The sequence below is a fragment of the Brevibacterium aurantiacum genome, assembly GCF_003932995.1.
GTDB lineage: Bacteria > Actinomycetota > Actinomycetes > Actinomycetales > Brevibacteriaceae > Brevibacterium > Brevibacterium aurantiacum.
On record NZ_CP025333.1, the window covers coordinates 3068063 to 3093211 of the forward strand.

The 25149-nt window shown below is 65.0% G+C and carries 23 protein-coding genes; 8 read left to right on the forward strand and 15 right to left on the reverse strand.

What is annotated here, in order from left to right; genetic code table 11:
• Nucleotides 1-16: 16 nt before the first annotated feature.
• Nucleotides 17-1375, reverse strand: a complete 1359-nt coding sequence (locus CXR25_RS14220) for an ABC transporter substrate-binding protein (RefSeq protein ID WP_009883895.1) — start codon at nucleotides 1373-1375, stop codon at nucleotides 17-19.
• A 174-nt stretch (nucleotides 1376-1549) separates the two neighbouring features.
• Between CXR25_RS14220 and CXR25_RS14225 the strand changes: the two genes are divergently transcribed.
• The 4 genes from CXR25_RS14225 (at nucleotide 1550) to CXR25_RS14240 (ending at nucleotide 6418) form a co-directional block, all read left to right on the forward strand.
• Nucleotides 1550-2539 carry a sugar-binding domain-containing protein gene (locus tag CXR25_RS14225; protein ID WP_164513982.1) on the forward strand — a complete coding sequence of 330 codons (990 nt, stop codon included), beginning with the start codon at nucleotides 1550-1552 and terminating at the stop codon, nucleotides 2537-2539.
• Nucleotides 2536-4122, forward strand: a complete 1587-nt coding sequence (locus CXR25_RS14230; RefSeq protein ID WP_009883893.1) for a xylulokinase — start codon at nucleotides 2536-2538, stop codon at nucleotides 4120-4122. The genes CXR25_RS14225 and CXR25_RS14230 overlap by 4 nt, the downstream gene beginning before the upstream one ends.
• An 8-nt stretch (nucleotides 4123-4130) precedes the next feature.
• Complete coding sequence (locus CXR25_RS14235) at nucleotides 4131-5228, forward strand: ABC transporter ATP-binding protein (RefSeq protein WP_009883892.1); 1098 nt, start codon at nucleotides 4131-4133, stop codon at nucleotides 5226-5228.
• 62 nt (nucleotides 5229-5290) lie between these two features.
• Nucleotides 5291-6418, forward strand: a complete 1128-nt coding sequence (locus CXR25_RS14240) for a glutamate--cysteine ligase (protein ID WP_009883891.1) — start codon at nucleotides 5291-5293, stop codon at nucleotides 6416-6418.
• A 71-nt stretch (nucleotides 6419-6489) separates the two neighbouring features.
• Here the strand turns inward: CXR25_RS14240 and CXR25_RS14245 are convergent, their stop codons facing one another.
• From CXR25_RS14245 to CXR25_RS14260, 4 genes are read right to left on the reverse strand one after another with little or no spacing between them, the layout of a single operon-like run.
• A complete protein-coding gene (locus CXR25_RS14245; RefSeq protein ID WP_009883890.1) occupies nucleotides 6490-7077 on the reverse strand; it encodes an NUDIX domain-containing protein in 588 nt (195 codons plus the stop codon).
• Nucleotides 7064-8143: a tRNA (adenosine(37)-N6)-threonylcarbamoyltransferase complex transferase subunit TsaD gene (tsaD, locus tag CXR25_RS14250; RefSeq protein ID WP_009883889.1), complete on the reverse strand. Its 1080-nt coding sequence runs from the start codon at nucleotides 8141-8143 to the stop codon at nucleotides 7064-7066. The genes CXR25_RS14245 and tsaD overlap by 14 nt, the downstream gene beginning before the upstream one ends.
• Nucleotides 8140-8724: an SRPBCC family protein gene (locus CXR25_RS14255; RefSeq protein ID WP_009883888.1), complete on the reverse strand. Its 585-nt coding sequence runs from the start codon at nucleotides 8722-8724 to the stop codon at nucleotides 8140-8142. The genes tsaD and CXR25_RS14255 overlap by 4 nt, the downstream gene beginning before the upstream one ends.
• Nucleotides 8721-9668 (reverse strand): aldo/keto reductase, encoded by a 948-nt coding sequence (locus CXR25_RS14260; RefSeq protein WP_035279041.1) that lies wholly within the window; start codon nucleotides 9666-9668, stop codon nucleotides 8721-8723. Before CXR25_RS14260 ends, CXR25_RS14255 begins: the two co-directional genes overlap by 4 nt.
• A 142-nt stretch (nucleotides 9669-9810) precedes the next feature.
• Here CXR25_RS14260 and CXR25_RS14265 point away from each other — a divergent pair, with 142 nt between their 5' ends.
• Both CXR25_RS14265 and CXR25_RS14270 read left to right on the forward strand, forming a co-directional pair.
• Nucleotides 9811-10503: a biliverdin-producing heme oxygenase gene (locus tag CXR25_RS14265; RefSeq protein WP_009883886.1), complete on the forward strand. Its 693-nt coding sequence runs from the start codon at nucleotides 9811-9813 to the stop codon at nucleotides 10501-10503.
• Between the two features lie 74 nt (nucleotides 10504-10577).
• Entirely contained in the window at nucleotides 10578-11213 is a 636-nt protein-coding gene (locus CXR25_RS14270) for a LysE family translocator (protein ID WP_009883885.1), read from the forward strand.
• A 65-nt stretch (nucleotides 11214-11278) separates the two neighbouring features.
• On the opposite strand, the gene CXR25_RS14275 is transcribed toward CXR25_RS14270, so the two are convergent.
• Genes CXR25_RS14275 through glmS form a run of 8 tightly spaced genes read right to left on the reverse strand, consistent with a single transcriptional unit; the run spans nucleotide 11279 to nucleotide 19625 of the window.
• Nucleotides 11279-11740 carry a GNAT family N-acetyltransferase gene (locus CXR25_RS14275; RefSeq protein ID WP_009883884.1) on the reverse strand — a complete coding sequence of 154 codons (462 nt, stop codon included), beginning with the start codon at nucleotides 11738-11740 and terminating at the stop codon, nucleotides 11279-11281.
• Nucleotides 11741-11764: 24 nt separating this feature from the next.
• Nucleotides 11765-12448 carry a tRNA (adenosine(37)-N6)-threonylcarbamoyltransferase complex dimerization subunit type 1 TsaB gene (tsaB, locus tag CXR25_RS14280; protein WP_009883883.1) on the reverse strand — a complete coding sequence of 228 codons (684 nt, stop codon included), beginning with the start codon at nucleotides 12446-12448 and terminating at the stop codon, nucleotides 11765-11767.
• Nucleotides 12445-13032, reverse strand: a complete 588-nt coding sequence (tsaE, locus tag CXR25_RS14285; protein WP_308298020.1) for a tRNA (adenosine(37)-N6)-threonylcarbamoyltransferase complex ATPase subunit type 1 TsaE — start codon at nucleotides 13030-13032, stop codon at nucleotides 12445-12447. The genes tsaB and tsaE overlap by 4 nt, the downstream gene beginning before the upstream one ends.
• Before the next feature lie 11 nt (nucleotides 13033-13043).
• A complete protein-coding gene (gene alr / locus CXR25_RS14290) occupies nucleotides 13044-14267 on the reverse strand; it encodes an alanine racemase (protein ID WP_009883881.1) in 1224 nt (407 codons plus the stop codon).
• A 49-nt stretch (nucleotides 14268-14316) separates the two neighbouring features.
• Nucleotides 14317-15939 carry an NAD(P)H-hydrate dehydratase gene (locus tag CXR25_RS14295; protein WP_009883880.1) on the reverse strand — a complete coding sequence of 541 codons (1623 nt, stop codon included), beginning with the start codon at nucleotides 15937-15939 and terminating at the stop codon, nucleotides 14317-14319.
• Between the two features lie 10 nt (nucleotides 15940-15949).
• Nucleotides 15950-17260, reverse strand: a complete 1311-nt coding sequence (locus CXR25_RS14300; protein ID WP_009883879.1) for a M20 metallopeptidase family protein — start codon at nucleotides 17258-17260, stop codon at nucleotides 15950-15952.
• 57 nt (nucleotides 17261-17317) lie between these two features.
• Nucleotides 17318-17740, reverse strand: a complete 423-nt coding sequence (locus CXR25_RS14305; RefSeq protein ID WP_009883878.1) for a holo-ACP synthase — start codon at nucleotides 17738-17740, stop codon at nucleotides 17318-17320.
• Nucleotides 17741-17750: 10 nt separating this feature from the next.
• Complete coding sequence (glmS, locus tag CXR25_RS14310) at nucleotides 17751-19625, reverse strand: glutamine--fructose-6-phosphate transaminase (isomerizing) (RefSeq protein ID WP_125240712.1); 1875 nt, start codon at nucleotides 19623-19625, stop codon at nucleotides 17751-17753.
• Between glmS and coaA the strand changes: the two genes are divergently transcribed.
• The gene (gene coaA / locus CXR25_RS14315) at nucleotides 19624-20784 is read left to right on the forward strand and encodes a type I pantothenate kinase (RefSeq protein WP_420836557.1); all 1161 of its coding nucleotides are present in this window, start codon (nucleotides 19624-19626) and stop codon (nucleotides 20782-20784) included. The genes glmS and coaA overlap by 2 nt on opposite strands.
• Before the next feature lie 240 nt (nucleotides 20785-21024).
• The gene (locus CXR25_RS14320; RefSeq protein WP_125240713.1) at nucleotides 21025-22887 is read left to right on the forward strand and encodes an ABC transporter ATP-binding protein; all 1863 of its coding nucleotides are present in this window, start codon (nucleotides 21025-21027) and stop codon (nucleotides 22885-22887) included.
• Between the two features lie 116 nt (nucleotides 22888-23003).
• On the opposite strand, the gene glmM is transcribed toward CXR25_RS14320, so the two are convergent.
• Entirely contained in the window at nucleotides 23004-24356 is a 1353-nt protein-coding gene (gene glmM, locus CXR25_RS14325) for a phosphoglucosamine mutase (protein ID WP_009883874.1), read from the reverse strand.
• 252 nt (nucleotides 24357-24608) lie between these two features.
• Nucleotides 24609-25124, reverse strand: coding sequence for a 30S ribosomal protein S9 (gene rpsI / locus CXR25_RS14330; RefSeq protein ID WP_009883873.1), 516 nt, complete (start codon nucleotides 25122-25124; stop codon nucleotides 24609-24611).
• Nucleotides 25125-25149: the final 25 nt, after the last annotated feature.

The window sequence follows — 25149 nt, forward strand, 5'->3', positions numbered from 1 at the left end:
CCCCAGCCCGCCTAGATCACTTCTTGTACTTGTCTCCGACCTTCTCTGCTTCCTTCTGTCCCTTCTGCAGAGCCTTGTCGACTGTGGTGCGTCCGGCGATCGCAGAGCTGATGTCTTCAGAGATGCCCGTCGCCAAGTCGGCGAACTCGGGAATCGTCACGAACTGCACTCCCAGCGTCGGGCGCGGCTGCACACCGGGATTCTTCGGATCGGCGGAGTTGATGGCCTCCTCGGTCTGCTTGTAGAACGGCGCGGCGGCCTTCTGGTAGTCGGCGTTCTCGTAGGTCGAGGTGCGCTTGCCGGCTGGCACGTGCTGCCAGCCCAGTTCCTCGGCGACGGTCTCCTCGTAGTCCTGTGAGGAGGCCCAGGCCACGAACTGCTTGGCCGCATCCTGGTTCTTCCCTGCCTTCTGGATGCCCCAGGCCCAGGTGTAGAGCCAGGAACTCGACTCGGTGTCCTTCACCGGGGCTGCGACATAGCCGATCTTGTCCTTGACCGGTGAGTCATCGGCTTCGAGCGTGCCCGTCGCCGCCGTCGAGTCGTACCACATCGCAACATTGCCCTGCTGCAGGTTGGTCAGGCATTCGGTGTATCCGGCCTGCGGTGCTCCCGATTCACCGTGGTCCTTGATGAGGTCGACGTAGAAGTTCGCTGCTTCCTTGAACTCCTTGGAGTCGACCTGGGCCTCCCAGTTCTCATCGAACCAGGTTCCGCCGAAGGTGTTGACCACGGTCGTCAGCGGAGCGAACATCTCTCCCCAGCCGGGCAAGCCGCGCAGGCAGATGCCCTTGGTTCCCTTCTCGGCACCGTCGACCTTCTTCGCCAGATCGGCCACTTCATCCCAGGTGGGATCGTCCGGCATCGTCGCATCGGCCTTTTCGAAGATGTCCTTCCGGTACATCAGGAAGGAGCCCTCGCCGTAGAACGGCTCTCCGTAGATCTGGTCCTCAAAGGTCATCGATTCGGCCATCGGGGCGAGGATGTCGCCCTGGTTGAACCCCTCGGCGTCGACGACGCCCTCGTCCATCGAGGTCAGCCACCCGTTCTTTGCGTAGGTCGGCACTTCGTAGTTCGACATCGAGGCCACATCGTAGTTGCCTGCCTGTGCGGAGAACTCCTGACCGATCTTGGCGCGCACCTCATTCTCCGGCAGCACCGTGTAGTTGACCTTGATGCCGGTGTCCTTGGTGAAATGCTCCGCGGTGAGCTTCTGCAGGTCCTGCATCTGCGGGTTGTTGACCATGAGAACGTTGACTTCTTCATTGCCTCCGCCGCTCGAACTGCCCCCGGCGCCACCACACCCTGCGAGTGTGAGTGCTCCGACCACTCCGATGGCCGCCGCTGTGACAGCCCGGCTCGTGATCTTCTGCTTCATCGTAATTGCCTTCCCTCGTCATTGCGGGATCGCTGCCCGCCGTCGGGTGTGCTTGACGAAAAACATATGAGCATCGGTGCTCATATGTGCAATACTGTGTCATGATTTAATCAGATGTGCAATAGATCACAGATGAGCAGCGGCGTGATCGCTGTCGATCCTGAAGGGAGAGCCATGAGCGCAGCACCCACCGCCAGACACCGCCGGTTCCTGGCTCAGCTGGCCAGAGAGCACTATGTCCAGGGCAGTTCGAAGGTCGAGCTCGGCAAGGCCCACGGGCTCAGCCGCTTCCAGATCGCCCGTCTGCTCCAGGAAGCGGTCGACAGCGGGGTCGTCACGATCTCCATCGAAGCCGATGCCACCGACGAAGATGGGATGGCCGAGCAGCTCGCGGCGGCGCTCGGGTTGAGCTCGGCGATCGTCGTCGAAGACGACAACGAGTCAGATGCCGCTCAGCGAATGGGTCGGGCCGCACTCTCCTACGTCGATCGTCGTGCCCGACCGGGAATGCGCATCGGGCTGGCCTGGTCACGCACACTCGACGCGGCCGCAGAATTCGCTCCCGCACTCCCCCGCTGCACGGTCGTCCAACTCGCCGGTGCGCTCCAGCTCGGTTCGCATCGACCCAGTTCCGGGATCTTTGCCCGACTGGGCCAGGACGCCGCCGTGACCATGGTCCGACTTCCGGCTCCGCTGCTGGTCACCGAGGCCGAAACCGCCGCAGATCTCAGTGCCCTGCCGGAGATCTCCGGCGCCCTGGCGGCAGCCGACGATCTCGACCTCGCGGTCATCTCCGTGGCTGCTTGGGCGGAGGAACAGTCCTCGGTGTGGGAGAAGTGCAGCCCTGAGCAGCGAGCGGCAGGCGTGGCCGACGGTGCCGTCGCCGAGGCGTCCGGACGTCTCTTCAACGCTGCCGGAGCCGATGTCGACACCATCGACGATCGCGTCATCGCCGTCACCCTCGACCAGCTGAGAAACGCGGCGACCACTGTCGGAGTGGCTCGCGGGGCTCAGCGCGCCGAGGCGGTTCGAGCGGCGTGCGCCGCCGGAATCCTCGATGTCGCCATCGTCGATGAAGCGCTGGCCCGAGAGATCCTCGACCCTGCTGGATCACAGTCGCAGACCGCCGCGCAGATCACCGCGCAGACCGAGGAGTCCCCATGAGCGTCGATCGCAGATTGGTTGCCGGCGTCGACTCCTCGACGCAGAGCTGCAAGGTCGTCATCGTCGACCCTTCCACAGGCGGGATCCTGCGCAGCGGCTCGGCCCCGCACCCGGCCGGAACCGAAGTCGACCCCGAAGCCTGGTGGTCGGCACTGCAGCAGGCGGTCTCCGAGGCAGGAGGATTCGCCGACGTCGCAGCTGTGAGCATCAGCGGACAGCAGCACGGCCTCATCGCTCTCGATCGACACGGACAGGTCATCCGCGATGCTCTGCTCTGGAACGATCTGCGCAGCGACGGGGCAGCACGAGCACTCATCGCTGAGATCGGTGCCGATGAGTTCGTCGACCGGGCCGGAGTGGTTCCTGTCGCGTCCTTCACCGGAGCCAAGCTGCGGTGGCTGCGCGATCATGAACCCGACAATGCCTCCCGGGTGGCGGCCGTGGCTCTGCCCCATGATTGGCTGACCTGGCGGCTCCTGGGCCACGGGCCAAGCAGCTCGTCTGCACTGCGCGGACCTGACCTTGAAGCACTCGTCACCGATGCCTCCGACGCCAGCGGCACCGCGTACTTCTCGGCCGTGACCGGACGCTACGACCTCGACCTCTTCCGCGCGGCCTTCGGTGCCCCGGCGCGGGAGGCGACCGGTTCCACCACTACCGGTTCCACCACGGACGGCTCGCCAGCGACCGATGAGCTCGGCCCCACCACCGCCCCCATCGTTCTCCCCCGCGTCCTGGCTCCCCATGAGAGCGCCGGTCACACACCCGAGGGCATCCTCGTGGGTCCCGGGGCCGGCGACAACGCGGCCGCGGCGCTCGGGCTGGGAGCCGCCGCCGGTGATGTCATCATCTCGATCGGCACCTCGGGGACGGTCTTCAGCCCGACCCGGCTGGAGATCAACGACTCGTCGGGAATGGTCGCGGGATTCGCCTCGGCCGACGGCGGGCGACTCCCCCTCGTCGCCACCCTCAACGCCGCCCGCGTCCTCGACTCTGCGGCCGCGCTGCTGCGCGCCAGCCACACCGACGTGGCCGCCCTGGCACTTGCCTCGAGTCCGGGGGCCAACGGCCTCACTCTCGTCCCCTATTTCGAAGGCGAGCGCACCCCCAATCTTCCGAGCGCGACGGCTCGTTTGGAGGGCATGACCTTGGCGAATTCGACCCCGGAGAACGTGGCCCGAGCCTTCGTCGAAGGCATGCTGTGCGGGTTGGCGGACGGACTCGACGCGGTGCTGCGTCAGGGCGTCAAAGTCCAACGCCTCTTCCTCATCGGCGGAGCCGCCCGCAACCCAGCAGTGCGAGAGGTCGCCAGAGACATCTTCACCGTCCCCATCGACGTGCCCGAACAGGCCGAATATGTGGCCATCGGAGCCGCCCGGCAGGCGGCCTGGACACTGACCGGAACCTCGCCGAGGTGGCAGGTCGAGCTCGTCGCGACGCTCCACCCGCGACCGTCGCAGGTGCGACAGCAGTACCACTCGTACACGAACACAAACGTCATTGACGCAACACGTCCCGCCCACGAGAACTCAGACAATGATCACCGCAGATCGTCGGGTGCCCAGGCACCCGTGGAAGGTTGAGATTCACCATGGCAACAGTCACTTTCGATAAGGCAATGCGTCAGTACCCAGAGGCCCTGACGCCCTCGGTCAACGAGATCAGCCTCGACATCGCCGATGGCGAGTTCCTCGTCCTAGTCGGCCCCTCCGGCTGCGGGAAGTCCACGACGCTGCGCATGCTCGCGGGCCTCGAACCCGTCGACGGCGGACACATCAGAATCGGTGATGACGATGTCACCGGGGTCTCTCCGCGCGAACGGGACATCGCCATGGTGTTCCAGAACTATGCGCTCTACCCGCATATGAGCGTCGGCGAGAACATGGCATTCGCGCTCAAGATCGCCGGAGTCTCCAAAGCAGAGCGCAATGAACGCGTTCGTGAGGCGGCCCAGCTGCTCGATCTGGAGCCCTATCTCGATCGCAAGCCCAAGGCACTCTCCGGCGGACAGCGACAGCGTGTGGCCATGGGGCGGGCCATCGTGCGCTCTCCTCAGGTGTTCCTCATGGACGAACCGCTGTCCAACCTCGATGCCAAGCTGCGGGTCCAGACCCGTGCACAGATCGCCTCACTCACGCGCCGCCTCGGCGTCACCACGGTCTATGTCACTCACGATCAGGTCGAGGCGATGACGATGGGAGATCGCGTCGCGGTCCTGGCCGAGGGACGACTGCAGCAGGTCGACACCCCGCGGGCGCTCTACGACCGTCCCGCCAACCTCTTCGTCGCCGGCTTCATGGGCTCACCTGCGATGAACCTCATCGACCTGCCGCTGCAAGACGGAATGCTGCGCATCGGTGAGTCCGAGATCCGGCTCTCTGAGACTCAACGCTCGGAGCTCACGGATTCTCGTGTCACGGCCGGAATCCGCCCGGAGGACTTCCGAGTCGAATCTCACGGCGGCCTCGAGGTCAACGTGGAGCTGGTCGAGGAGCTCGGCGCCGACGCCTATGTGCACGGTCGGGCGACGTCGGCCACCGGCGACATCCCGATCGTGGCCAGGGTCAGCGGAAGAACCCGGGTGGCCAGGGGCGACACGATCCGGGTAGTCCCCGAGCTCTCACGCCTGCATCTCTTCGACTCACAGTCCGGTGCTCGACTGCCCGATGAGACCGCACGCGCGGCCTGAATGTGACGCCCGATAAACGGGCGGAGACCAGAAAAACGGGCGCGGAATACTATGATCGATCCATGGTCGATTTCGCACGCTCACCCCGCTCCACCCTTGGAGTCGAATGGGAACTGGCTCTGTTGGACGGAGACAGCCTTGATCTGACATCCGCCGCCGAGGTTCTCCTCGCCGATGTCGCTCAGCGTGCGCCCGAATTCGAGAAGCGGATCGTGGGCGAGATGCTCACGAACACGATCGAACTCGTCACGGGCGTCCACAAGCAGGTATCGGGAATCGCCGAGGACCTCGCCGCGTCCATGGGCGCCCTACGTGCGCTGACCGAGGACCGTGGGATCGAACTCATGTCCGCGGGCACGCACCCGTTCGCTCAGTGGCAGTCTCAGGAGGTCCGCGCCAAGGACCGCTACCTCGAGCTCGTCGACCGCACCCAGTGGTGGGGTCGGAACATGCTCATCTTCGGCGTGCACGTCCACGTCGGCATCGACTCCCGCGACAAAGTGCTGCCGATCGTCAACGCACTCCTCGCCTACGTACCCCACCTGCAGGCACTGAGCGCATCATCCCCGTTCTGGGGCGGGACCGACACCGGTTACGCCTCGAACCGGGCGATGATGTTCCAGCAGCTGCCGACCGCAGGACTGCCGTTCCAGTTCGATGCTTGGTCCGACTACGAGAAGTACGTGGCCGATATGCTCACCACCGGCATCATCGACAACATCAATGAGATCCGTTGGGACATTCGTCCCGCCCCGAATTGGGGAACCGTCGAGGTCAGGGTCTGCGACGGGCTGCCCACTCTCGAGGAGATCACTGCGATCACGGCCCTCATCCAATGCCTCGTCGACGACTTCTCTGCCCGCCTTGATGCCGGTGAGACATTGCCGACCATGCCGGACTGGTTCCATGACGAGAACAAGTGGCGTGCCGCCCGCTACGGCATGGACGCCATCATCATCGAGAACGCCGAGGCTGATGAGCGTCTGGTCACCGAGTGCCTGGCCGATGAGGTGGCACGTCTGGCCCCTGTGGCCGAACGCCTGGGCTGCAGCGATGAGCTGAACTCCATCACCTCGATCATCGACCGCGGTGTGCCCTACCAGCGCCTGCAGAACGTGTTCAAGGACAGCGAATCGCTGACCGAGGTGACCCGGTCGCTGATCAACGACCTGCGCACCTCATACACCTAAGCGTTCACGCCAGCTTGAGCTGCGCAAGGGCCTGGATAGCCGGCTGCACTGCTCGCAGCCAGCCACACTGCTCACAGGTGTGGTCGAAGCATCTCCAACAGTTCCGGCAGTGCTGCTGCGACACCGGAGTGCAGGTTGTAGTCGGTGAGTTCATCGATGGGCACCCACGCGAGTTCGATGCTCTCCGGGTCGCTGATGACCGGTTCGAAGTGACGTCTCACCCGAGCGATGACCGTCGTGTACGACCAGTCGCCGAGGTCGAGGACATGAGTGTCGAGCACGTCGATGTCCTCACCCGCGAGGTCGGGCACACCGGCCTCTTCCCATGATTCGCGCACGGCCGCCTCGATAGCGGATTCGCCCAGGTCACGGGCTCCACCGGGGAAGCCCCAGGTTCCACCTTCGACCGACCACAGGGCACGGTGCTGCATGAGGATTCCCTGCTCGGGATCAAGCAGCATCAGTCCCGCAGCCCCGTTGAGGCCCCAGTGCTTCTGCCCGTCCGAACCGACAGTCCAGCCGTCACCTGATCGCCGAGGCGGCAGGTAGTCGGGCAGGTCCTTCGAGTTCGGGCCGTAGGCGGTCTCATCGCGTGAGGCGCCGCTTCTGTCGTGGGTGTAGGCGTTCTGGTCGCCGGCGTTCGGGTCAGACGAGGACATGATCGACATCCAATGAAGAGACTGCAGCAAATGACAGGTCGCTGGGTCCGATGCCGCGACGGACGAGTTCGGCTCCGAGGGCTGCGACCATGGCCCCGTTGTCCGTGCACAGGTTCAGCGGCGGCACCCGCAGCCTTACCCCCGCCTCGGCGCATCTGGCTCCGAGGACTTCGCGCAGGTGGGAGTTCGCGGCGACTCCCCCACCGAGGACAACATGATTGATTCCGGTGTCGGCGGCGGCCAGCAGCGTCTTGGTCACGAGCACGTCGACGACGGCGTCCTCGAATCCCGCGGCGATATCGGCCACCCGCAGGTCCGTTCCCAGCGTCTCGGCCTTCGTGACCTCCCGCAGCGCGGCGGTCTTGAGTCCGGAGAAGGAGAAGTTGAAACGACGTTCTGGATCCCGCAGGTCCTGCTTCTTCGCCAGCCCGCGAGGGAACTTCACGGCCTTGCGATCCCCCGGGATGCCGGTGCCGTCGAGCTGCCCGAGGGCGGCCTTGGAGATGTTCGGCCCGCCGGGGTAGTTCAGTCCCAGCAGCCGCGCGGTCTTGTCGAAGGCCTCGCCGGCGGCATCGTCGATGGTGGCACCGATGAGTTCGATGTCGTCGACGACATCGCCGATGCGCAGAATTTCCGTGTGTCCGCCGGAGACCAACAGCGCGATGGTCGGTGTGGTGAGACCGTCGATGTCCTCGGCGATGAGGTCCACTGCCACGTGCGCGGCCAGGTGGTTGACCCCGTAGAGAGGCAGGTTGAGAGCTGCGGCCAGGCCCTTGGCGGCGCCGACTCCGACCATGAGCGCGCCGCTGAGGCCCGGGCCTGCGGTCACGGAGATCGCGTCGAGGTCACTGAGCTCAATACCTGCCTGATCGCAGGCCGATGCGATGGCCGGTCCGATGGCCTGAACGTGTGCGCGGGAGGCGACCTCGGGGACCACGCCGCCGAAGCGAACGTGTTCATCCATCGACGAAGAGACCGTGTTGGTCAGCAGCGTCCGCCCCCGCACGATCCCGACTCCGGTTTCGTCACACGAGGATTCGATGCCCAGCACCAGCGGTTCGCTCATTCTTCGTTCGCCCCGCCGTCCTCGGATGCGCTGGCGTCTGATGCGCCGTTCTCAGCCTCACTGTCCTCGAGTTCGAGATCAGCGTAGAGGGCGAGCAGCTCCTCTTCACCGGCCTCGACGACATCGAGCCCCAGGGTCCGAGCGAACAGCCGCAGGTGAGTGTCCCACATCGGTCCGAAGTCTGCGGCCTTGAGCCGGGCACTTTCAACGTCGGGAGCCGATTGCGTGAAGATCAGGAGGGTCGCGTCCCCATCCGTGAGTTCAAGGGCGAGCAGCTGAATTCCGAGCACGCCGAAATCTTCGAGCTCGATGAGGACGTGGTCCTCGACCTCGCAGCTGAGGATCTCCCCATGCAGCTGGGTCTCACCGAGATCGAAGGTGATCGCGGGATTGGTCTCCTCGCTCGCACCGTCCGCGTCGTCGCCATCGTCGTCGACGGTGAAGGACGCGAACCACGTACGGGCGGTCTCTGCGTCGACGAGCTTGGACCAGACGGTCGCGACATCGAGGGCCAGCGGCAGCTCGATGACCAGATCGGTGCCGTTCTCCCAATTCACAAGACGTGGGCTGGTAGTCGTCATGCTTCCGCCCACGCATCATTGAGGGCCGTGATCTCATCATCGGCCAGCTGCAGTTCGGTTCCCGCGAGCAGTTCCGTCAACTGCTCCGGCACCCGCGCCGAGGCGATGGTGGAAGGAATGAAATCGTGCGTCAGCTGCCAGGCGAGGGTCGTGGCGGTCATGCTGGCGTTGTGTGCCGAGGCCACGTCGTGGAGGACCTCGAGAGCGCGAAGCGCCTCTTGGTTCTCCAGGAAATCCGCGACGCGTTCACCGCGCACGCTCCCAGTGGCGTCTCCCCCGGTGTGCTTACCGGTGAGGAATCCCGAGGCCAGGGAGTGGAAGGGAAGTTCGGCGATGCCGTTTGCCCGCAGATACGCCTGCTTCTGAGGGTCCACCGCGCTGCGGGACACGAGGTTGTACCGGTCCTGGACGACGCGATAGCAGGCCAGCGAATACTTCGCGCTGATCTTCATGGCCGACTGCAGCCGGTCCAGAGTGAAGTTCGAGGCGCCGAGGTAGCTGACCTTGCCGGTGCGCACCAAGGCATCGAAGGTCTCCGCGACTGCCACCTGATCGACATTCTCATCGTCTGTGTGGGCGTAGTAGACGTCGACATGGTCCGTGCCGAGACGACGCAGAGACGCGTCGATGCACTTGCGGATATTGGCAGGGTCAAGGCCCTTGTGCTTCGGATGCATGCCGACCTTGGTGGCGATGACCATGTCGTCGCGGTTGCCGCGCGAGGCCATCCATTCGCCGATGATGGTCTCCGATTCGCCACCGGAGTTGCCGTCGACCCACACGGAGTAGGCATCCGCGGTGTCGATGAAGTTTCCGCCCGCCTCGGCGTAGGCGTCGAGGACTGCGAAGCTCTGATCGCGGTCGGCGCCCCAGCCGAAGGGATTGCCTCCCAGGTGCAGGGGGTGGACCATCAGATTCGTGTCAGCCAGTTGCACTCTTTCCATGGCTCCAGCCTACCCTTTGGCCGTCGGTGCACAGGCTCAGGCTTCAGGTAAGGGCAGGCTCGGCTAAGATGAAAACAAGCACTGTAGTTGCACCGGCTATCGAGACACCTGCGGATCATCGATCTCTCAATGAGGAAACATCATGACTGAACCATTCTCAGCTCGGCTCAAGGCCAGCACAGCCACAATCCACGACGAGGTCGAGCACACCAGTTTCATGGTCGACCTCATGGAGGGCCGTCTCGATGTGAGCGCCTATTCGCTCCTGCTCCGGCAGTACGCGCTCATCTATGCGGCGCTGGAGACGAAGACTCAGGAGTTCGCCGACGATCCGATCGTCGCTCCGTTCTACGATTCGGCGCTCTTCCGAACCCAGCGTATCCACTCCGACCTGGAGAAATTGGGATCCACCATTGCAGGCCAGCGCCCCGATGCCACTTCGCCCAACCTCGGCGAATCCGGTTCCATGGTGATGGCCAGTGCCGAGGACTATGCCGACCACCTCAACCGGCTCACACGACCCGAGCAGCTCATCGCTCATCACTACACGCGCTACCTCGGCGACCTGTCCGGCGGTCAGGCCATCGGTGCCCTCATGGGACGCCACTATTCGGTGCCGGCAGAGGCGCTGACCATGTGGGACTTCGCCGAGGTGGGCAAGACGAAGCCGTACAAGGATGCCTACCGCGGTCGCCTCGATGAGATCGCGGCCACCGGTGGTGACGAACAGCTCGTCATCGATGAGACGATGACCGCGTTCGTCCTCAACGGCAGGCTTCTGGCCGAGCTCAGCTCCGCAGTCGAGGCTCCCGCGGTCACGACCGTGAACAGCTAACGGGGCGAGGCCGGCTGAGGGAGTACGCTGTTGCGATCACCCTCATTCGATGACGAACAGCTCGAGAGACAGACATGGATTCGCACCAGCTATTGGCATGGGCCCTCGTGGCAGTGATCGGGGCAGCCACGCCCGGCATTGATCTGATGATCGTGCTCCGATCGACTATCCTGCAGGGACGACGCGCGGGCTTCGCCGCGGTCATCGGCGTCGAACTGGGTCATGCGGTCTGGGCCGTTGCCAGTCTGCTCGGCCTCACAGCCCTGCTTGCCGCCTCCACCCTCGCCTACGACGTGGTCCGGATTGCGGGAGCCTGCTATCTGGTCTGGCTCGGCTGCACCGCGATCTGGAAGTCACTGCCTCGCAACCGCTCGACGGCGGCCGAACCTGAGGCACTTCCTGCGCAGAGCGCCGGCAGTGCGGTCCGCAATGGGATGACCAGCAACCTCCTCAACCCGAAGGTCGGGGTCTTCTACATCAGCATCTTGCCCCAGTTCCTGCCGACGGTGCCGTCGGCCGCTGGGTGGGGCGTGCTGCTCGTGGCCATTGCGCTGACCATCGGCACCGTGTGGCATGCCGCAGTCGTTCTCCTTGCCACCCGAGCCCGTGGCATCCTCACCCGCGAACGGGTCAAGATCTGGCTTGATCGCACGAGCGCTGCGGTGATGATCGCCCTCGGCGTGCGACTGGCAACCGAAGCCCGAGCCTAGACCTCTCGAGCGGAGACCGCACGGGCGCAGACCGATCGCTCCGGTGCCTCTGTGCATCCCAGCTCTCAGGGGCGAAAGCGCATGAGGATCGCGTCGGCACCCGGGTAGTAGTCGGGGCGTCTGCCCCATTCTGAGAACCCGAACGAGCGGTAGAGACCCAGTGCGGGTTCGTTGTGCTCATCGACCTCGAGGTGCACAGCCTCGGCGCCTGTCTTCGCTGCCCAGTCGACCCCGGCTTGGAGCAGCCGGCGGGCGATGCCCTGGCCTCGTCCCTCCTCGGTGGTGGCGATGGTCATCACGTCGGCTTCACCGCCGGCGGCGGACATGACGATCCACCCGGCCAGCGCCGAGGTGGGGGTTCGGGCCGCGAACATCACCGTTCCAGCCTGGGCCCTGACAGCCCAGTAATAGCTCAGAGTCCAGGCGGTGGGGCCGAAGATTGCGGAGTCGTTGTCCGCGACCTCCGCGAGGTCCCACCAGTGCAGTTCGTCGATGTCTGCCTGTTCGTCCACCGCGTTCGTGCTCATGTCACTGCGGCCATTTCAGTGCACTCATTTCAGTGTGCTCTCGCGCACCGATGTTGCTTTGGCGTCGGGTTCGCGCAGGTATTCGGGAACCGGTTCGACCAGCTCACGACCGGCCGCGATCTCTCTGGCTGCGGCGAAGGCAAGGTATTCGGCGCGCGGGTCGACGATGCTGGGGACGCTGGAATCCCCCAGGACCTCGGGATAGAGGAGGAACCCGCGACCGAGACGAGCATTGATCGTCGTTTGGCCGGCTGCGCCCAGGACATCGTCGACCTCGGCGGGCTTGGCAACGAAGGGTCCGGCCTGCAGCGAAGCATCCGAGCTGTCGTAGACGCTGAAATAGACTTCCTTGCGTCGGGCGTCCGCGGCGATGAGCACCGGTCCACTGGGGCGGGCGTCACTTTGTCGCAGCTCCTCGGCGAGCGCGGCCTGCGACAGGAGTCCCTTGACCGGGATGCCCCGGGCCTGACCGACGGCGATTCCCGCGGCGATGCCCACCCGTAGTCCGGTGAATGGGCCGGGGCCGATTCCGGTGACGACGAGTTCAGGCTGCACCGAATGTGCGAGCACGCTGGCCAGTGCCGGGCCGATGAACTCGACGTGTCTGCGCTGGTCATCGGCTTGTTCTGCCGCCAGAACGGTTCCCGAGTCGGTGTCGACCAGGGCCACCGATGCGGCCTGGGAGGTATCGATGCTGAGTATGATCACTGGTTGTCCTCCTGATCGAGGGATCCGTCTGACCCGTCGAATTCGCTGATCTCAACCGCACCGCCCAGGGCACGAAGCGAGTCACCCACCTGCTGCAGCCGAGCATCCCACGTGCTGCCGTGGCCGTGAAGTTCAACGAGGCGTCGTTCGTCCTCATCGTCTTCGTCGGCGTCTGCCGCGTCCGCTTCGTCTGCCACGTCAGCTGCGAGGTCGAACATCGGGGTGATCGTCACACCGAGGTAGTCGGAGCTCAGCTGTTCGGCGAGACCGGCGCCCCATTCGACGACGGTGATCGATTCCTCGAGCTCCGAGTCCAGATCAAGGTCTCCCAGCTCCTCGGCGTCGGAGAGCCGGTAGGCATCGACGTGGACGAGGGCGGGGCCGTCCCCGCTCGAGGGATGCTCACGGGCGATGACGAAGGTGGGCGAGGTGATACGCCCGGTGACCCCCAGGGCCCGCCCCAGCGACTGAGTGAACGTCGTCTTCCCCGCGCCGAGGTTGCCGCTGAGGATGAGGAGATCACCTGCCCGCAGGTGCCCGGCGAGCGCCTCGGCGAAGGTCCTCATCTGGTCAAGTGACGTCACCTGAAGCTTCATCACAGGCCTGCACCGTCAGCGGGCCGCGGTTCGATTTCCACGCGGTCGACGCGTTCGCTGATGCGGGTGACGATCTCGTAGTTGATCGTCTCGGCCCACTCGCCCCATTCGGCTGCGCTGGGACCATCAGGGCCGAAGATGACGACCTCATCGCCGATGGCGACTTCACCAGCACCGACCTCGACGATCATCTGATCCATCGCGATGCGCCCGACGACGGGATACCGAGTGCCGCGGATGGAGACCTCGGCCTTGTTCGATGCCGACCGCGCGATCCCATCGCCGTAGCCGCCGGGCACGAGGGCGAAGCGGGTGTCGGCCGCGGCCGTGAACGTGAGCCCATACGATGCGCCGTGACCGGTGGGGATGTCCTTGAGGTTGATGACCTGAGAGACCAGCCGCATCGCCGGCACCAGACCCAGATCCTTCGAGGTCTGATCGCCCAGCGGGGAGAGCCCGTAGAGGGACAGACCCACCCGCGCCGAGGTGCCCGGGAACGGTGAGAGCGTCAGCGCAGCGGGCGAGTTCGCAATGTGGACCTCGAGCCGCTCCGATTCGCCGAGGCGGCCCTGGGCGCCGTCGAGTACCGCCGAGAGTTCCCGGTGGGCTGAGTCGAAGACCTGCGTCTGCTGAGCGGTCTCGACGCGTTCGGGTTCGTCGGCGACGGCGTAGTGGCTCATGATGCCCACTATTTCAAGCTCCGGGGTGGTCGCACTCGCGTCGGCGCCGTCCGATTCGGTCCGGGCATCCAGCGTCTTCAGCTTCACCAGTGCACGCTTCCAGTCCGCGGGAGCCAGGCCGTTGCGGCCGAGGCCCGTGTCGACCTTGAGGTGGAGGCGGGCCGTGGTGTTCGTGCGACGAGCGGCATCTCGCAGTCGCTCGAGGCTGTCAACGGTTGACACGCCCAGTTCGATTCCGGCGGCGACGGCCGCGTCGAGGTCGGTGGTGGGTCCGTACAGCCAGGCCGTGATGGTGACGTCATCGCCGAGCAGTTCGCGCAGGTGCAGCGCCTCATTGATGGTTGCCACGCAGAAGTCGCGCCACCCTGCAGCGAAGAGCGCCGGGGCGACGATGTCGATGCCGTGCCCGTAGGCGTTGGCCTTGACGACGCATTTGAGGCGGGCAGGCGCGAGCCGCTTCGCGAGGACCGCGGCGTTGGCCTGCAGTGCGGCCACATCGATCTCGGCCCTGACCAGTACCCCTGAGGAATCGGTTGATGTCACTGGATAAGAATACCGTGGACCGTCATCGTTCATTCCGATTGGGACCCATTCACTCGATCAGGGATCCGGCGAGGATAAGCTCTCCTGCCACCTCGGCGACGGCATCGACCAGAGCTCCGGCGTTGACGGCCCGTCGGCCCGCAGCATTGTGCACCAGAACGCCGAGTCCGACGACGTGGGTCAGTTCGCGTTCCGGCAGCGGTGACTCATGCTGGCTCTTGGCGTGGAAGGTCGCGACCAGGGCGCCGATGATCCCGGCCAGCACGTCCCCGGACCCGGCGGTGGCCAGGCTGGCCGGACCGGTCGCCGGGAGCACGAAGAACCCGTCTGGGGCGGCGATGACGGTCTGGTGGCCCTTGAGTAAGACGATGCAGCCGCTGGACTGCGCGGCACGCTGCGCCCAGCCGATGGGGTCGGCGGTGATCCGGCTCGAGGTGATGATCTCGCCGAGGAGGCGGCTGAGCAGTCGTGCCAGTTCACCCGCGTGCGGGGTGAGGACGACAGGCCGTTCGGCCAGCCATGTGCCCTTGACCGACTCTGCGCGGCCGACCATGTCCAGTGCCCCGGCGTCGAGGACAACGGGAACGCTGGTGTTCGCCAACTCGTCGACGCAGTCGTGGATGTATTCGTCTTCCGGGTCGCCTGGGCCCATGACCACGGCGTTCATCCTGCCTGAGGCGGTGACGACCTCGGCGTGGAGACCGATGACGTATTCGGCGACCATCTGAGATCCCAGGGACCGAACCATTCCGACGCCGCAGTTGACCGCCGAGGTGGTCGTCAGCACTCCCGCCCCCGGGTACTCCTCGGAGCCGGCGAGGATGCCGACGACTCCGCGGGAGTATTTGTGGCCCTCGGGCTGTGGGCGGGGGAAGTCCGCGTTGAGGTCATCGATGTCGACGACTGCGGCGGTGGCCTGGTTCTCATCGAGGTCGAGTCCGATGTCGACGAGGTGGACTGTGCCGGTGAATGCGGCGACGCGGGGGTCGATCAGATCGGTTTTGAGGCCGCCGAAGGTCACGGTGTGATCGGCGTGGATCCTGTCCGGGGCACCGGATTCGACCGGTGACAGGTCGGAGGGAACGTCGACGGCGATGACCGTCTGCGTGGATCGCGTGCCGGCGCTTGCGGCCTGGCGCGTGCCGGCGGAGTGCCGCCAGTCGCGAACGAGGGAAGCGATGTGCTCGGGCAGTCCGGGACGGCCCCCGATGCCGAGGATGCCGTCGAGAACGAGATCGGACCGATTCAGCTCCCGCAGCGCATCGGCACGGAGTTCATCGACGCGAAGTTCGCTGTCGCGCACTCCCTCGGCCACCTCGGCGTGCGGGTCTGTGGTCTCGTCCGGTTTCGGGAAGTCGATGACTCCGGCGCCGGCGCGCCGGGCCGCGGCCAGCCCCACATCATGGGTGCGGTCGAAGAGTGTGACCACGGTGATGTGAGCCCCGCGCCTGGCCAGTGCTGCGGCGGCGAAAAGTGCGTCGCCGGCGTTGTTGCCCGGGCCGACGAGCACGCACACTCGGGAGCCGAAGAGCTGGCCCCGCGACTCTCGCAACACATCGGCCAAGAAGTGGGCCAGAGCTCGAGATGCGCGGGCCATGAGGTCGACGCCTGCATCGAGAAGAGGTCGTTCGGCCTCACGGATGACAGTGCTGGGGTAGGCGAAGACTGACATCAGCGCTTCCTCATTCCTGGGCCAGGCGGGCGAGTTTCCGGCCTGCCAGGTGAGCCAGGAACAATGCCTGATCAGCCAGGCCCTCGTCGCTGTGACGGGCCCGGGGCGAATGGTTGGCTTCGCGCTCCTCGACGGGCAGGTTCGGCAGTGCCACACCGAAGTGACCATATGCGCCGGGGACCTGTTCGAGCACGCGGGAGAAGTCCTCGGACCCGGGGATCGGGTTCGGACGGACCACGGCGCGGTCGGCACCGAAGAGATCGGCGAAGGTCTCGAGGAAGAAGTCGGCCTCGTCGTCATTGTTGATCGTCGGCGGCAGCACTCGCTCGTAGTCGACCTCGGCCTCGAGCCCGTGGGCGGCGACCAGTTCGGTGACCAGCTGTGGGAGCTCCGCCTCGGCGCGGGTGGTGACCTCGTCGGAGAAGGTGCGGACGCTGACTACGAGATGCGCGAAGTCGGGGATGACGTTTGGGGCGGTGCCGCCGTTGAACTGGCCGACGGTGATGACCAGGGGGTCGAAGATGTCGAAGCGGCGCGTCACGTATTCCTGCAGCTGGCCCACCAGCATCGCGCCGACCTGGATCGGATCGCGGCCGGTCGCTGGGCGGGAGGCGTGGGTGCCTTTGCCGCGGACGGTGATGGACATCTTCGAAAACGCGGCCATGTAGGATCCGCGGCGGCAGTCGGCGACGCCGAGGTCCTGGTCTGCGGAGACGTGGATGCCGAAGGCGGCCTTCACCCTGGGTCCCGCGGCGTCGAGGACGCCCGCCTCGATCATCTTCCCGGCCCCGTCGTAGCCCTCTTCGCCGGGCTGGAACATGAACACGACGTCTCCTGGCAAGGAGTCCCGGTCACGATGGAGGAGTTTGAGGGCACCGACCAGGCCGGTCGTGTGCAGGTCGTGTCCGCAGGCGTGCATCCGCCCGGTCGTGGCTGCGAAGTCGAAGCCTGTCGCCTCGGGCACGGGCAGGCCGTCCATGTCTCCGCGCAGCAGCACGGCGGGGACGACGCCGGTCGAATCCTCAGTGCGCTGGCCACCGCGGAGGACGACGACGAGGGAGGAGAGTCCATTGCCCTTCGTCACCTCGATGTCGAGGCCTTCGATGGCGTCGAGGACGAGTTTCTGGGTGATGGGCAGATCAAGCCCCACCTCGGCGTTCTCATGCAGTGCCCGACGCAGAGTCACAAGTCCGTCTGCGATGTCTGCGGCATCCTCGGTGGTGGGGAGGTGGATGTCGAGGGCGGTCGACTCCTCGACCGAGGAAACGTCGGTAATAGCAGCGTCGGTGTGGGAAGTGTCGGTGTCGGAAGGAGAGCTCATGGTCTGAGTCTATTGCCGACCGCGCCGAGGTGGTGCCCAAGTCCGGAAGCCATCGACTTACCCGAAGTGCTCCGCATCCCATTCCACGCCGGGGCTCAGCGATGGACCTTCGCCTTCGACGATGACGAAGGTCATTGTGAGGTTCGCGTCATGGGTGATGGAGAGGTGGATGTTCGTGGCGCCGATGCGGTGGAAGTGTTCGAGCACGAGACCCCGCAGGCGGAATGAGGGGGCACCGGATCTGGCGGGGACCACCTCGGCGGATTGCCAGGGCAGCCATCCGGGGAAGCCGATGGCCTTCTTCAGGGCCTCCTTGGCGGAGAATCTCGCCGCCAAGGAGGCCTCCGTCCGACGTTTGCCGTTGCGTTTGAGCTGTTCGGCAGGGGTGAGCAGACGGTCGAGGAGTTCGGGGACCCGCTCGATGTGCTCGGCGAAGCGCGGCACATCGGCGATGTCGGTTCCGATTCCCAGAATCGCCATGGCTCTCCCCTTACTCCACGGTCACGGACTTGGCGAGGTTGCGTGGCTGATCCACGTCGAGGCCCTTGGCCGCGGCCAGTTCCATCGCGAAGATCTGCAGCGGAACCGTCGTCAGCAGCGGCGCCATGAGCGTCGTCGTCTGGGGAACGTAGATGACCTCTGAGGCGAACTCGCGGACCTCTTCATCCCCTTCCTCGGCGATGACCACGGTGTTCGCACCGCGGGCCCGGACTTCCTGGATGTTCGAGATGACCTTGGCATGCAGCGAATCGCGGCCGCGCTTGGAGGGCACGACGATGATGACGAGCTGACCGTCGTCGATGAGCGCGATCGGACCGTGCTTGAGCTCGCCAGCGGCGAAGCCCTCGGCGTGGATGTAGGCGAGCTCCTTGAGTTTGAGCGCACCCTCCATGGCCACTGGGAAGCCCACGTGGCGGCCCAGGAACAGCACCGAGCCGACGTCCTGGTTGCGACGGGCGAGCTCGAGCACCTGCTCCTTGTCATTGTCGAGGACGCTCTGGACCTTCTCCGGGATGGTCTGCAGCTCTTCGAGGATGGTGGTGATCTCGTCGCGGAACTTGTTGCCGCGCAGCTGTGCCAGGTAGAGGCCCAGCAGGTAGCAGGCCACGACCTGGGACAGGAATGCCTTCGTCGAGGCGACGGCGATCTCCGGCCCCGCGTGCGTGTACAGGGCAGCATCCGATTCGCGGGGAATGGTCGAGCCGAAGGTATTGCAGATCGCGATGACCTTCGCACCCTGCTGACGAGCGTGGCGCACCGCCATGATCGTGTCCATGGTCTCACCCGACTGGGAGATCGCGACGACGAGGGTCTTCTCGGTGACGACAGGATCGCGGTAGCGGAACTCGTGGGCGAGTTCGACCTCCACGGGCACGCGGCACCAGTGTTCGATGGCGTACTTGGCGACTTGGCCGGCGTAGGCCGCCGTGCCGCAGGCGATGACGATGATCTTGTCGATGGTCTTGAGCACAGTCTCGTCGATGCGCATTTCGTCGAGGGTGAGCTTGCCGTCGATGTCGAGCCGGCCCAGCAGGGTATCCGCGACTGCCTGCGGCTGGTCGTGGATCTCCTTATCCATGAAGGAGGCGAACCCGCCCTTCTCTGCAGCAGCGGTGTCCCAGCTGACTTCGTACTGCTCGCCTTGGACCTCGTTGCCGTCGGTGTCCGTGATGACCACGGTCTCCGGGGTGATCGTCACAACCTGATCCTGACCGATCTCCACCGCGGTGCGAGTGTAGTCGATGAAGGCGGCGACGTCCGAGCCGAGGAAGTTCTCACCCTCACCCAGGCCGATGACCAGGGGCGAGTTGCGGCGGGCGGCGACGACCTGTCCGGGAGCGTCGGCGTGGACGGCCAGGAGGGTGAAGGCGCCTTCGAGCTGGGTGGCGGTCACACGCATGGCCTGTGTCAGGTCACCGGTGGACTGGAAGTTCTTGGCCAGCTGAGCCGCAGCCACCTCGGTGTCGGTCTCGGACTGGAACTCGACACCATCGGCGGTGAGGTCGCGCTTGAGCTGAGCGAAGTTCTCGATGATGCCGTTGTGGATCAGAGCGAGCTTTCCGCCGTCGGCAACGTGCGGGTGGGCGTTGAGGTCCGTCGGTCCACCGTGGGTGGCCCACCGGGTGTGGCCGATCCCGGTCTGGGCATTCGGCAGCGGGTTGGCCGCGAGCTCATCGGTCAGCGCCGAGAGCTTGCCTGCCTTCTTCGCGGTCTCCAGATCACCGGCAGGAGTGACAAGGGCGACTCCGGCAGAGTCATAGCCCCGATATTCGAGCCGCTTCAGGCCGCTGAGCACAACATCGAGCGCCGAGTGATCAGCATTGTCAACGTCTGCTTTGGATACATAACCAACGATTCCACACATGAGTGGAATTTTACGCAGTCGAGTCAAGAAACGTGGAATCGACTCACTCGAAGGCCACCTCGGCGAGCCCAATGTCACCTCGACGTTCGGCAGGGACATGACGCATGACACAATTGTGCCCATGTCTCATGTCGACCCACTTCTTGACCGCGCGCGACGCCTGGCCGGCCTCAAACCAGGACGCAAGCCCGAGGTCGAACCGACTTCCCCGTTCTGGGAGTTCGATCGGGACGTCTGGGGCACCCTGGCCCAAGCCACTCCCCTGCCGCTGAAGCAGCGCGACATCGAACGTCTGCGCGGGCTGGGCGATCGGATCAACCTCGACGAGGTGGCTCAGGTCTACCTGCCCCTGTCGCGCCTGCTCAACCTCTACGTCTCCGCTCGCCGCGCCAAACACGACATGACGCGGGAGTTCTTCTCCCCGCTGCACGAAATCGGCCTCGAGCCGCAGGAGGCCAAGCGGACCCCCTTCGTCATCGGTGTGGCCGGGTCCGTCGCCGTCGGCAAGTCGACGACTGCTCGTGTTCTGCGCGAACTGCTGGCCAGATGGCCCGACACCCCTCGCGTCGAGCTCATCACCACCGACGGCTTCCTCTACCCCAATGCCGAGCTCGAGCGCAGGCGACTGGGTGGACGCAAGGGCTTCCCGGAATCCTATGACCGGCGCAAACTGCTGCGGTTCATCTCCGCCGTGAAGTCCGGCTCCCCCGAGGTCCGTGCCCCCGTTTACTCGCACCACACCTACGACATCGTCCCCGGCGCCGAGGTGGTTGTCCGCTCCCCCGATGTCCTCATCGTCGAAGGCCTCAACGTCCTCCAGCCCGCCCGGCCCCGCAGCGACGGCACCTTGGGCCTGTCGATCAGCGACTACTTCGACTTCTCCGTCTACGTCGACGCCCGCTCACGCGACATCCGCCAGTGGTACATCTCCCGCTTCCTCAAGCTCAAGCATGGCGCCTTCCAGGACACGGACTCCTACTTCCACCGCTATTCGAAGCTCGATGACGAAGAAGCGGTCACCTTGGCCACGGAGATCTGGGATTCGATCAACTTCCCCAATCTGCGTGAGAACGTTCAGCCCAGCCGCGGTCGCGCGGACCTCGTGCTGCACAAGTCAGATGACCACACGATCCGCAAGGTCCAGCTGCGCAAGCTGTGAGTACTGAGCTCTGAGATCAGAGCGTGCGTGGTTCAGTGGCCAGGCGTGCGTGAGGTCTCTCACTTGCTGCGTGCATCTGTGTCGCTGAGGAAATAGATTCCGTCTCGCGATAGTTGCACTCAGTGCATGGTTTGACGGCTGCGCAGATTCTGCACTCTGATTTCAAACCGAAGGAGTACTGTGTCCACGTGCGTCTCCTCGACCCAGACGCGCGGGACGCCATAAGGAAATGAGGCCGAGATGAGTCTGCAGTCAGCACACAGGGTGATGTGGAGCTCCGTGTCGAGCAAGAAGACCCCGAAGACCTCGATCAAGCCGGGCACCTACCGCCGCATCGGGTCGTTTGCGACCCGGCACAAGGCGAAGCTCATCGTCTTCCTCACCCTCTCCGTCGGCACTGCCGTCATCGGCGTGCTCAACCCGGTGTTGGCCGGTGACGTCGTCAACGCGATCACCGGCGGCGGCCCAGTCGCGACCGTCGTCTGGTTGGCCGTGGCGATCGGCGGCCTGGCGATCGCGGACGCTGCGATCTCGATCTTCAATCGGTACCTGTCCTCACAGATCGGTGAGGGTCTCATCTTCGATCTGCGCAACGCGGTCTATGACCATGTGCAGAGAATGCCCATCGCCTTCTTCAATCGCACCCGCACGGGCGCTCTGGTCTCGCGCCTGAACACCGACGTCATCGGCGCCCAGCGCGCGTTCTCCAACACCCTGTCGGGCATCGTGTCGAACTTCGTCTCTCTGGTCCTGACCGTAGGCGTGATGGTCACGATCTCCTGGCAGGTCACACTGCTCTCCATCCTGCTCCTGCCCCTCTTCATCATCCCCACCCGACTGCTCAGCGGGAAGCTGGCCTCTCTGCAGTTCCAGGCGGCGGAGAACAGTGCTGATATGTCGACGCGGATGACGGAGCGGTTCTCCGCCGGTGGCGCGACGCTGGTCAAGCTCTTCGGCAATCCGAAGACCGAGTCCGAGGAGTTCTCCGACCGTGCCGGTCAGGTCAGGGACATCGGCATCAAGGTCGCCATGCTGCAGTCGACGTTCGTGTCCTCGCTGACACTGGTCTCGGCCCTGGCGCTGGCTCTTGTCTACGGCATCGGCGGTGCTCAAGCCGTCCTCGGTCACCTCAACGCCGGCCAGGTCGTCACCCTCGCGCTGCTGCTGACCAGGCTCTACACACCCCTGACCATGCTCGCGAACGCACGTCTGGACATCATGAGCGCCGTCGTCAGCTTCCAGCGTGTCTTCGAGATCCTCGACCTCGTGCCTCTGATCAAGGAACCCGAATCCCCGAAGGCACTGCCGAAGGGGGGCCTTGACGTGACGTTCTCCGATGTCGACTTCGCCTACCCCAGTGCGGACCAGGTCAGCCTCGCCAGCCTCGAAGACGTCTCCGTGCTCGATGCCCGAGGCGGGGACGAGGTACTGCACTCACTCGACTTCACGATCCCGGCCGGTCACACCGTCGCCCTGGTCGGTTCTTCGGGTGCCGGAAAATCCACGATCGCCTCACTCCTGCCCCGCCTCTACGACGTGACCTCCGGGTCGATCACCATCGGCGGTGTTGATGTGCGCGAGCTGTCCTACGAATCGCTGCGCAAGTCCGTTGGGGTGGTGACTCAGGACGGTCACGTCTTCCACGAATCGATCCGTTCGAACCTGGCCCTGGTCAAACCAGAGGCCACCGAGGCTGAACTGCATCAGGCCATCGACAGGGCTCAGCTGCACAATGTCATCGCGACCCTGCCCGATGGTTTGGACACGGTCATCGGTGAACGCGGCTACCGGCTCTCCGGTGGAGAGCGTCAGCGGCTGACGATCGCGCGCATGCTCCTCGCGGCCCCAGAGGTCGTCGTCCTCGATGAGGCGACCTCGGCCCTGGACTCGACGAACGAGGCAGCCGTGCAGCAGGCGCTGGCGCAGGCCATGCACGGTCGCACCGCGCTGGTCATCGCCCACAGGCTGTCCACGATCCGCCAGGCCGATACGATCCTCGTCGTCGAAGCCGGTCGCATCGTCGAATCCGGTTCTCACGAGGAGCTGCTGGCCCGCAGCGGCCGCTATGCCCAGCTCTACGAAACGCAGTTCGCCACGAACTGAGGCATGACAGAGGCCGCAGCGCTGAATGCGTCTGCGGCCTCTGGTGTGTCTGACGAGTTGTCTCCCCCGCGAAGAGTGGTGCTCACCCTGGAGTGGCGCTCACCGGACAGGAGAACTTACAGGCCCAGGTGTTCCTTCACGTTGGCGGCCAAGCGCTCGGCCTGAGCCTGGGCGATGTCCTCGGTTTCAGCTTCGACCATGACGCGGATCAGCGGCTCGGTGCCCGAGGCCCGCAGCAGCACGCGGCCTGAACCTTCGAGTTCGGCTTCGACGGCGTCGACTTCGGCGGCGACCTGCGGGTGATCGACTCCGTGCTTGTCGACGCCCTTGACGTTGACGAGCGCCTGCGGCAGCTGCGGGATCTCTGCGGCGAGGTCGGCCAGGGTGCGCTTCGAATCGGCCATGCGCTTCATCAGGTGCAGGGCCGTCTGCACACCGTCACCGGTCGTGCCGTGGTCGAGCATGAGCACGTGCCCGGACTGCTCGCCGCCGAGGACGTAGCCGTCGGCCAGCATGCGTTCGAGGACGTAGCGGTCACCGACTGCGGTCTGGACCGTCTCAATGGAGTACTTGTCCATCGCGTGCTTGAGGCCGATGTTCGACATCACGGTGGTGACGAGGGTGTTGCCCTTCAGCTCGCCGAGTTCCTTGAGCCCGATCGCGAGGATGCCCATGAGCTGGTCACCGTTGATGACACGACCCAGGGAGTCCACGGCCAGGCAGCGGTCGGCGTCACCGTCGAAGGCCACACCCAGATCGGACTGGGTTTCCACGACGAGGCGCTGGAGCGGTTCGAGGTGCGTGGAACCGACACCGTCGTTGATGTTGAAGCCATCGGGTTCGGCAGCGGAGACGATGACCTCGGCACCGGCCTGACGCAGGGCGGCGGGTCCGACGATGGACGCGGCACCGTGGGCGCAGTCGACGACGACCTTGAGGCCGGACAGGGGACGTGTGCCCTCAGCATCGAGGGAGCGCACGAGCTTCTCCGTGTACTCGTCGGCCGCGGCGGGATAACGGGAGATCCGACCCACCTCGGCGCCGGTGGGACGAACCCAGTCCTCATCGAGGATTGCGAGGATCTCGTCCTCAACGGAATCGTCGAGCTTCGTTCCGCCCGCGGCGAAGAACTTGATGCCGTTGTCGGGCATGGGATTGTGCGAGGCGGAGATGACGACGCCGAAGGCTGCACCCGTGTCAGCGACGACGCTGGCGATGCCGGGGGTGGGCAGCATTCCCGCGTCGAGGACGTCCACGCCGGCGGAGGCGATGCCCGCGGAGATCGCAGCGGAGAGGAACTCACCGGAGACACGCGTGTCACGCCCGACGACGGCGAAGGGACGCTTGCCTTCTGGCCAACCGCGGGTGAGAACCCGCGAGCCTGCTACGGAGAGCTGGAGCGCCAGTCGGGCGGAGATGTCGCGATTGGCGAGGCCTCGTACGCCGTCTGTGCCGAAGAGTCGTGTCATGGAAAGTCCTTTCCTCAATTTCCCGTCGATATTAGTCCATTGCATCGCCGAGGCGGTGGTGCCGGACCGTTCGACGGTCGAAATCGGTGAGAGATGATGCTGCCTGGGTCAAGGCGAGGGGTGTCTGAAAGTTAAGTGAATGCACGAAATGCGGCCCCGAATCCGGTTCGGGGCCGCATTGCGGTGTTCATCGAGCTGAACTGTTGAGGACTGCGCTTCAGCGGCAGACCAGGCGCAGTCCTGACAGCAGAATCAGCGCTTCGAGAACTGAGGTGCCTTACGGGCCTTCTTGAGACCGGCCTTCTTGCGCTCGGGGACGCGTGCGTCGCGGCGCAGGTAGCCTGCCTTCTTCAGCTCAGCACGGTTCGACTCTTCGTCGATCTGGTTGAGCGAACGGGCGATTCCCAGACGAACGGCTCCGGCCTGACCGGAAGGCCCGCCACCGGAGATGCGCACGACGACGTCGAAACGTCCTTCGAGGTCCAGGAGACGGAAGGGCTCGTTGACGAGCTGCTGGTGCAGCTTGTTCGGGAAGTACTCTTCGAGAGTGCGACCGTTGATGGTCCATTCACCGGATCCGGGGATCAGGCGGACGCGAGCAATTGCCTGCTTGCGACGGCCGACTCCGTTGCCGGGAGCGGTCAGGGACTGTCCGCGTCCGCCGGCGGTCTGTTCGCCCAGGCCTGCGGATTCGGGGGTCTCCGACGTGTATTCGGTTGCAGTTGGTTCTTCGACAGATTCTGTCGCAGTGGTGGTTTCTTCAGCCACGGTTCTCCTCGGTATGTCTAGAGCT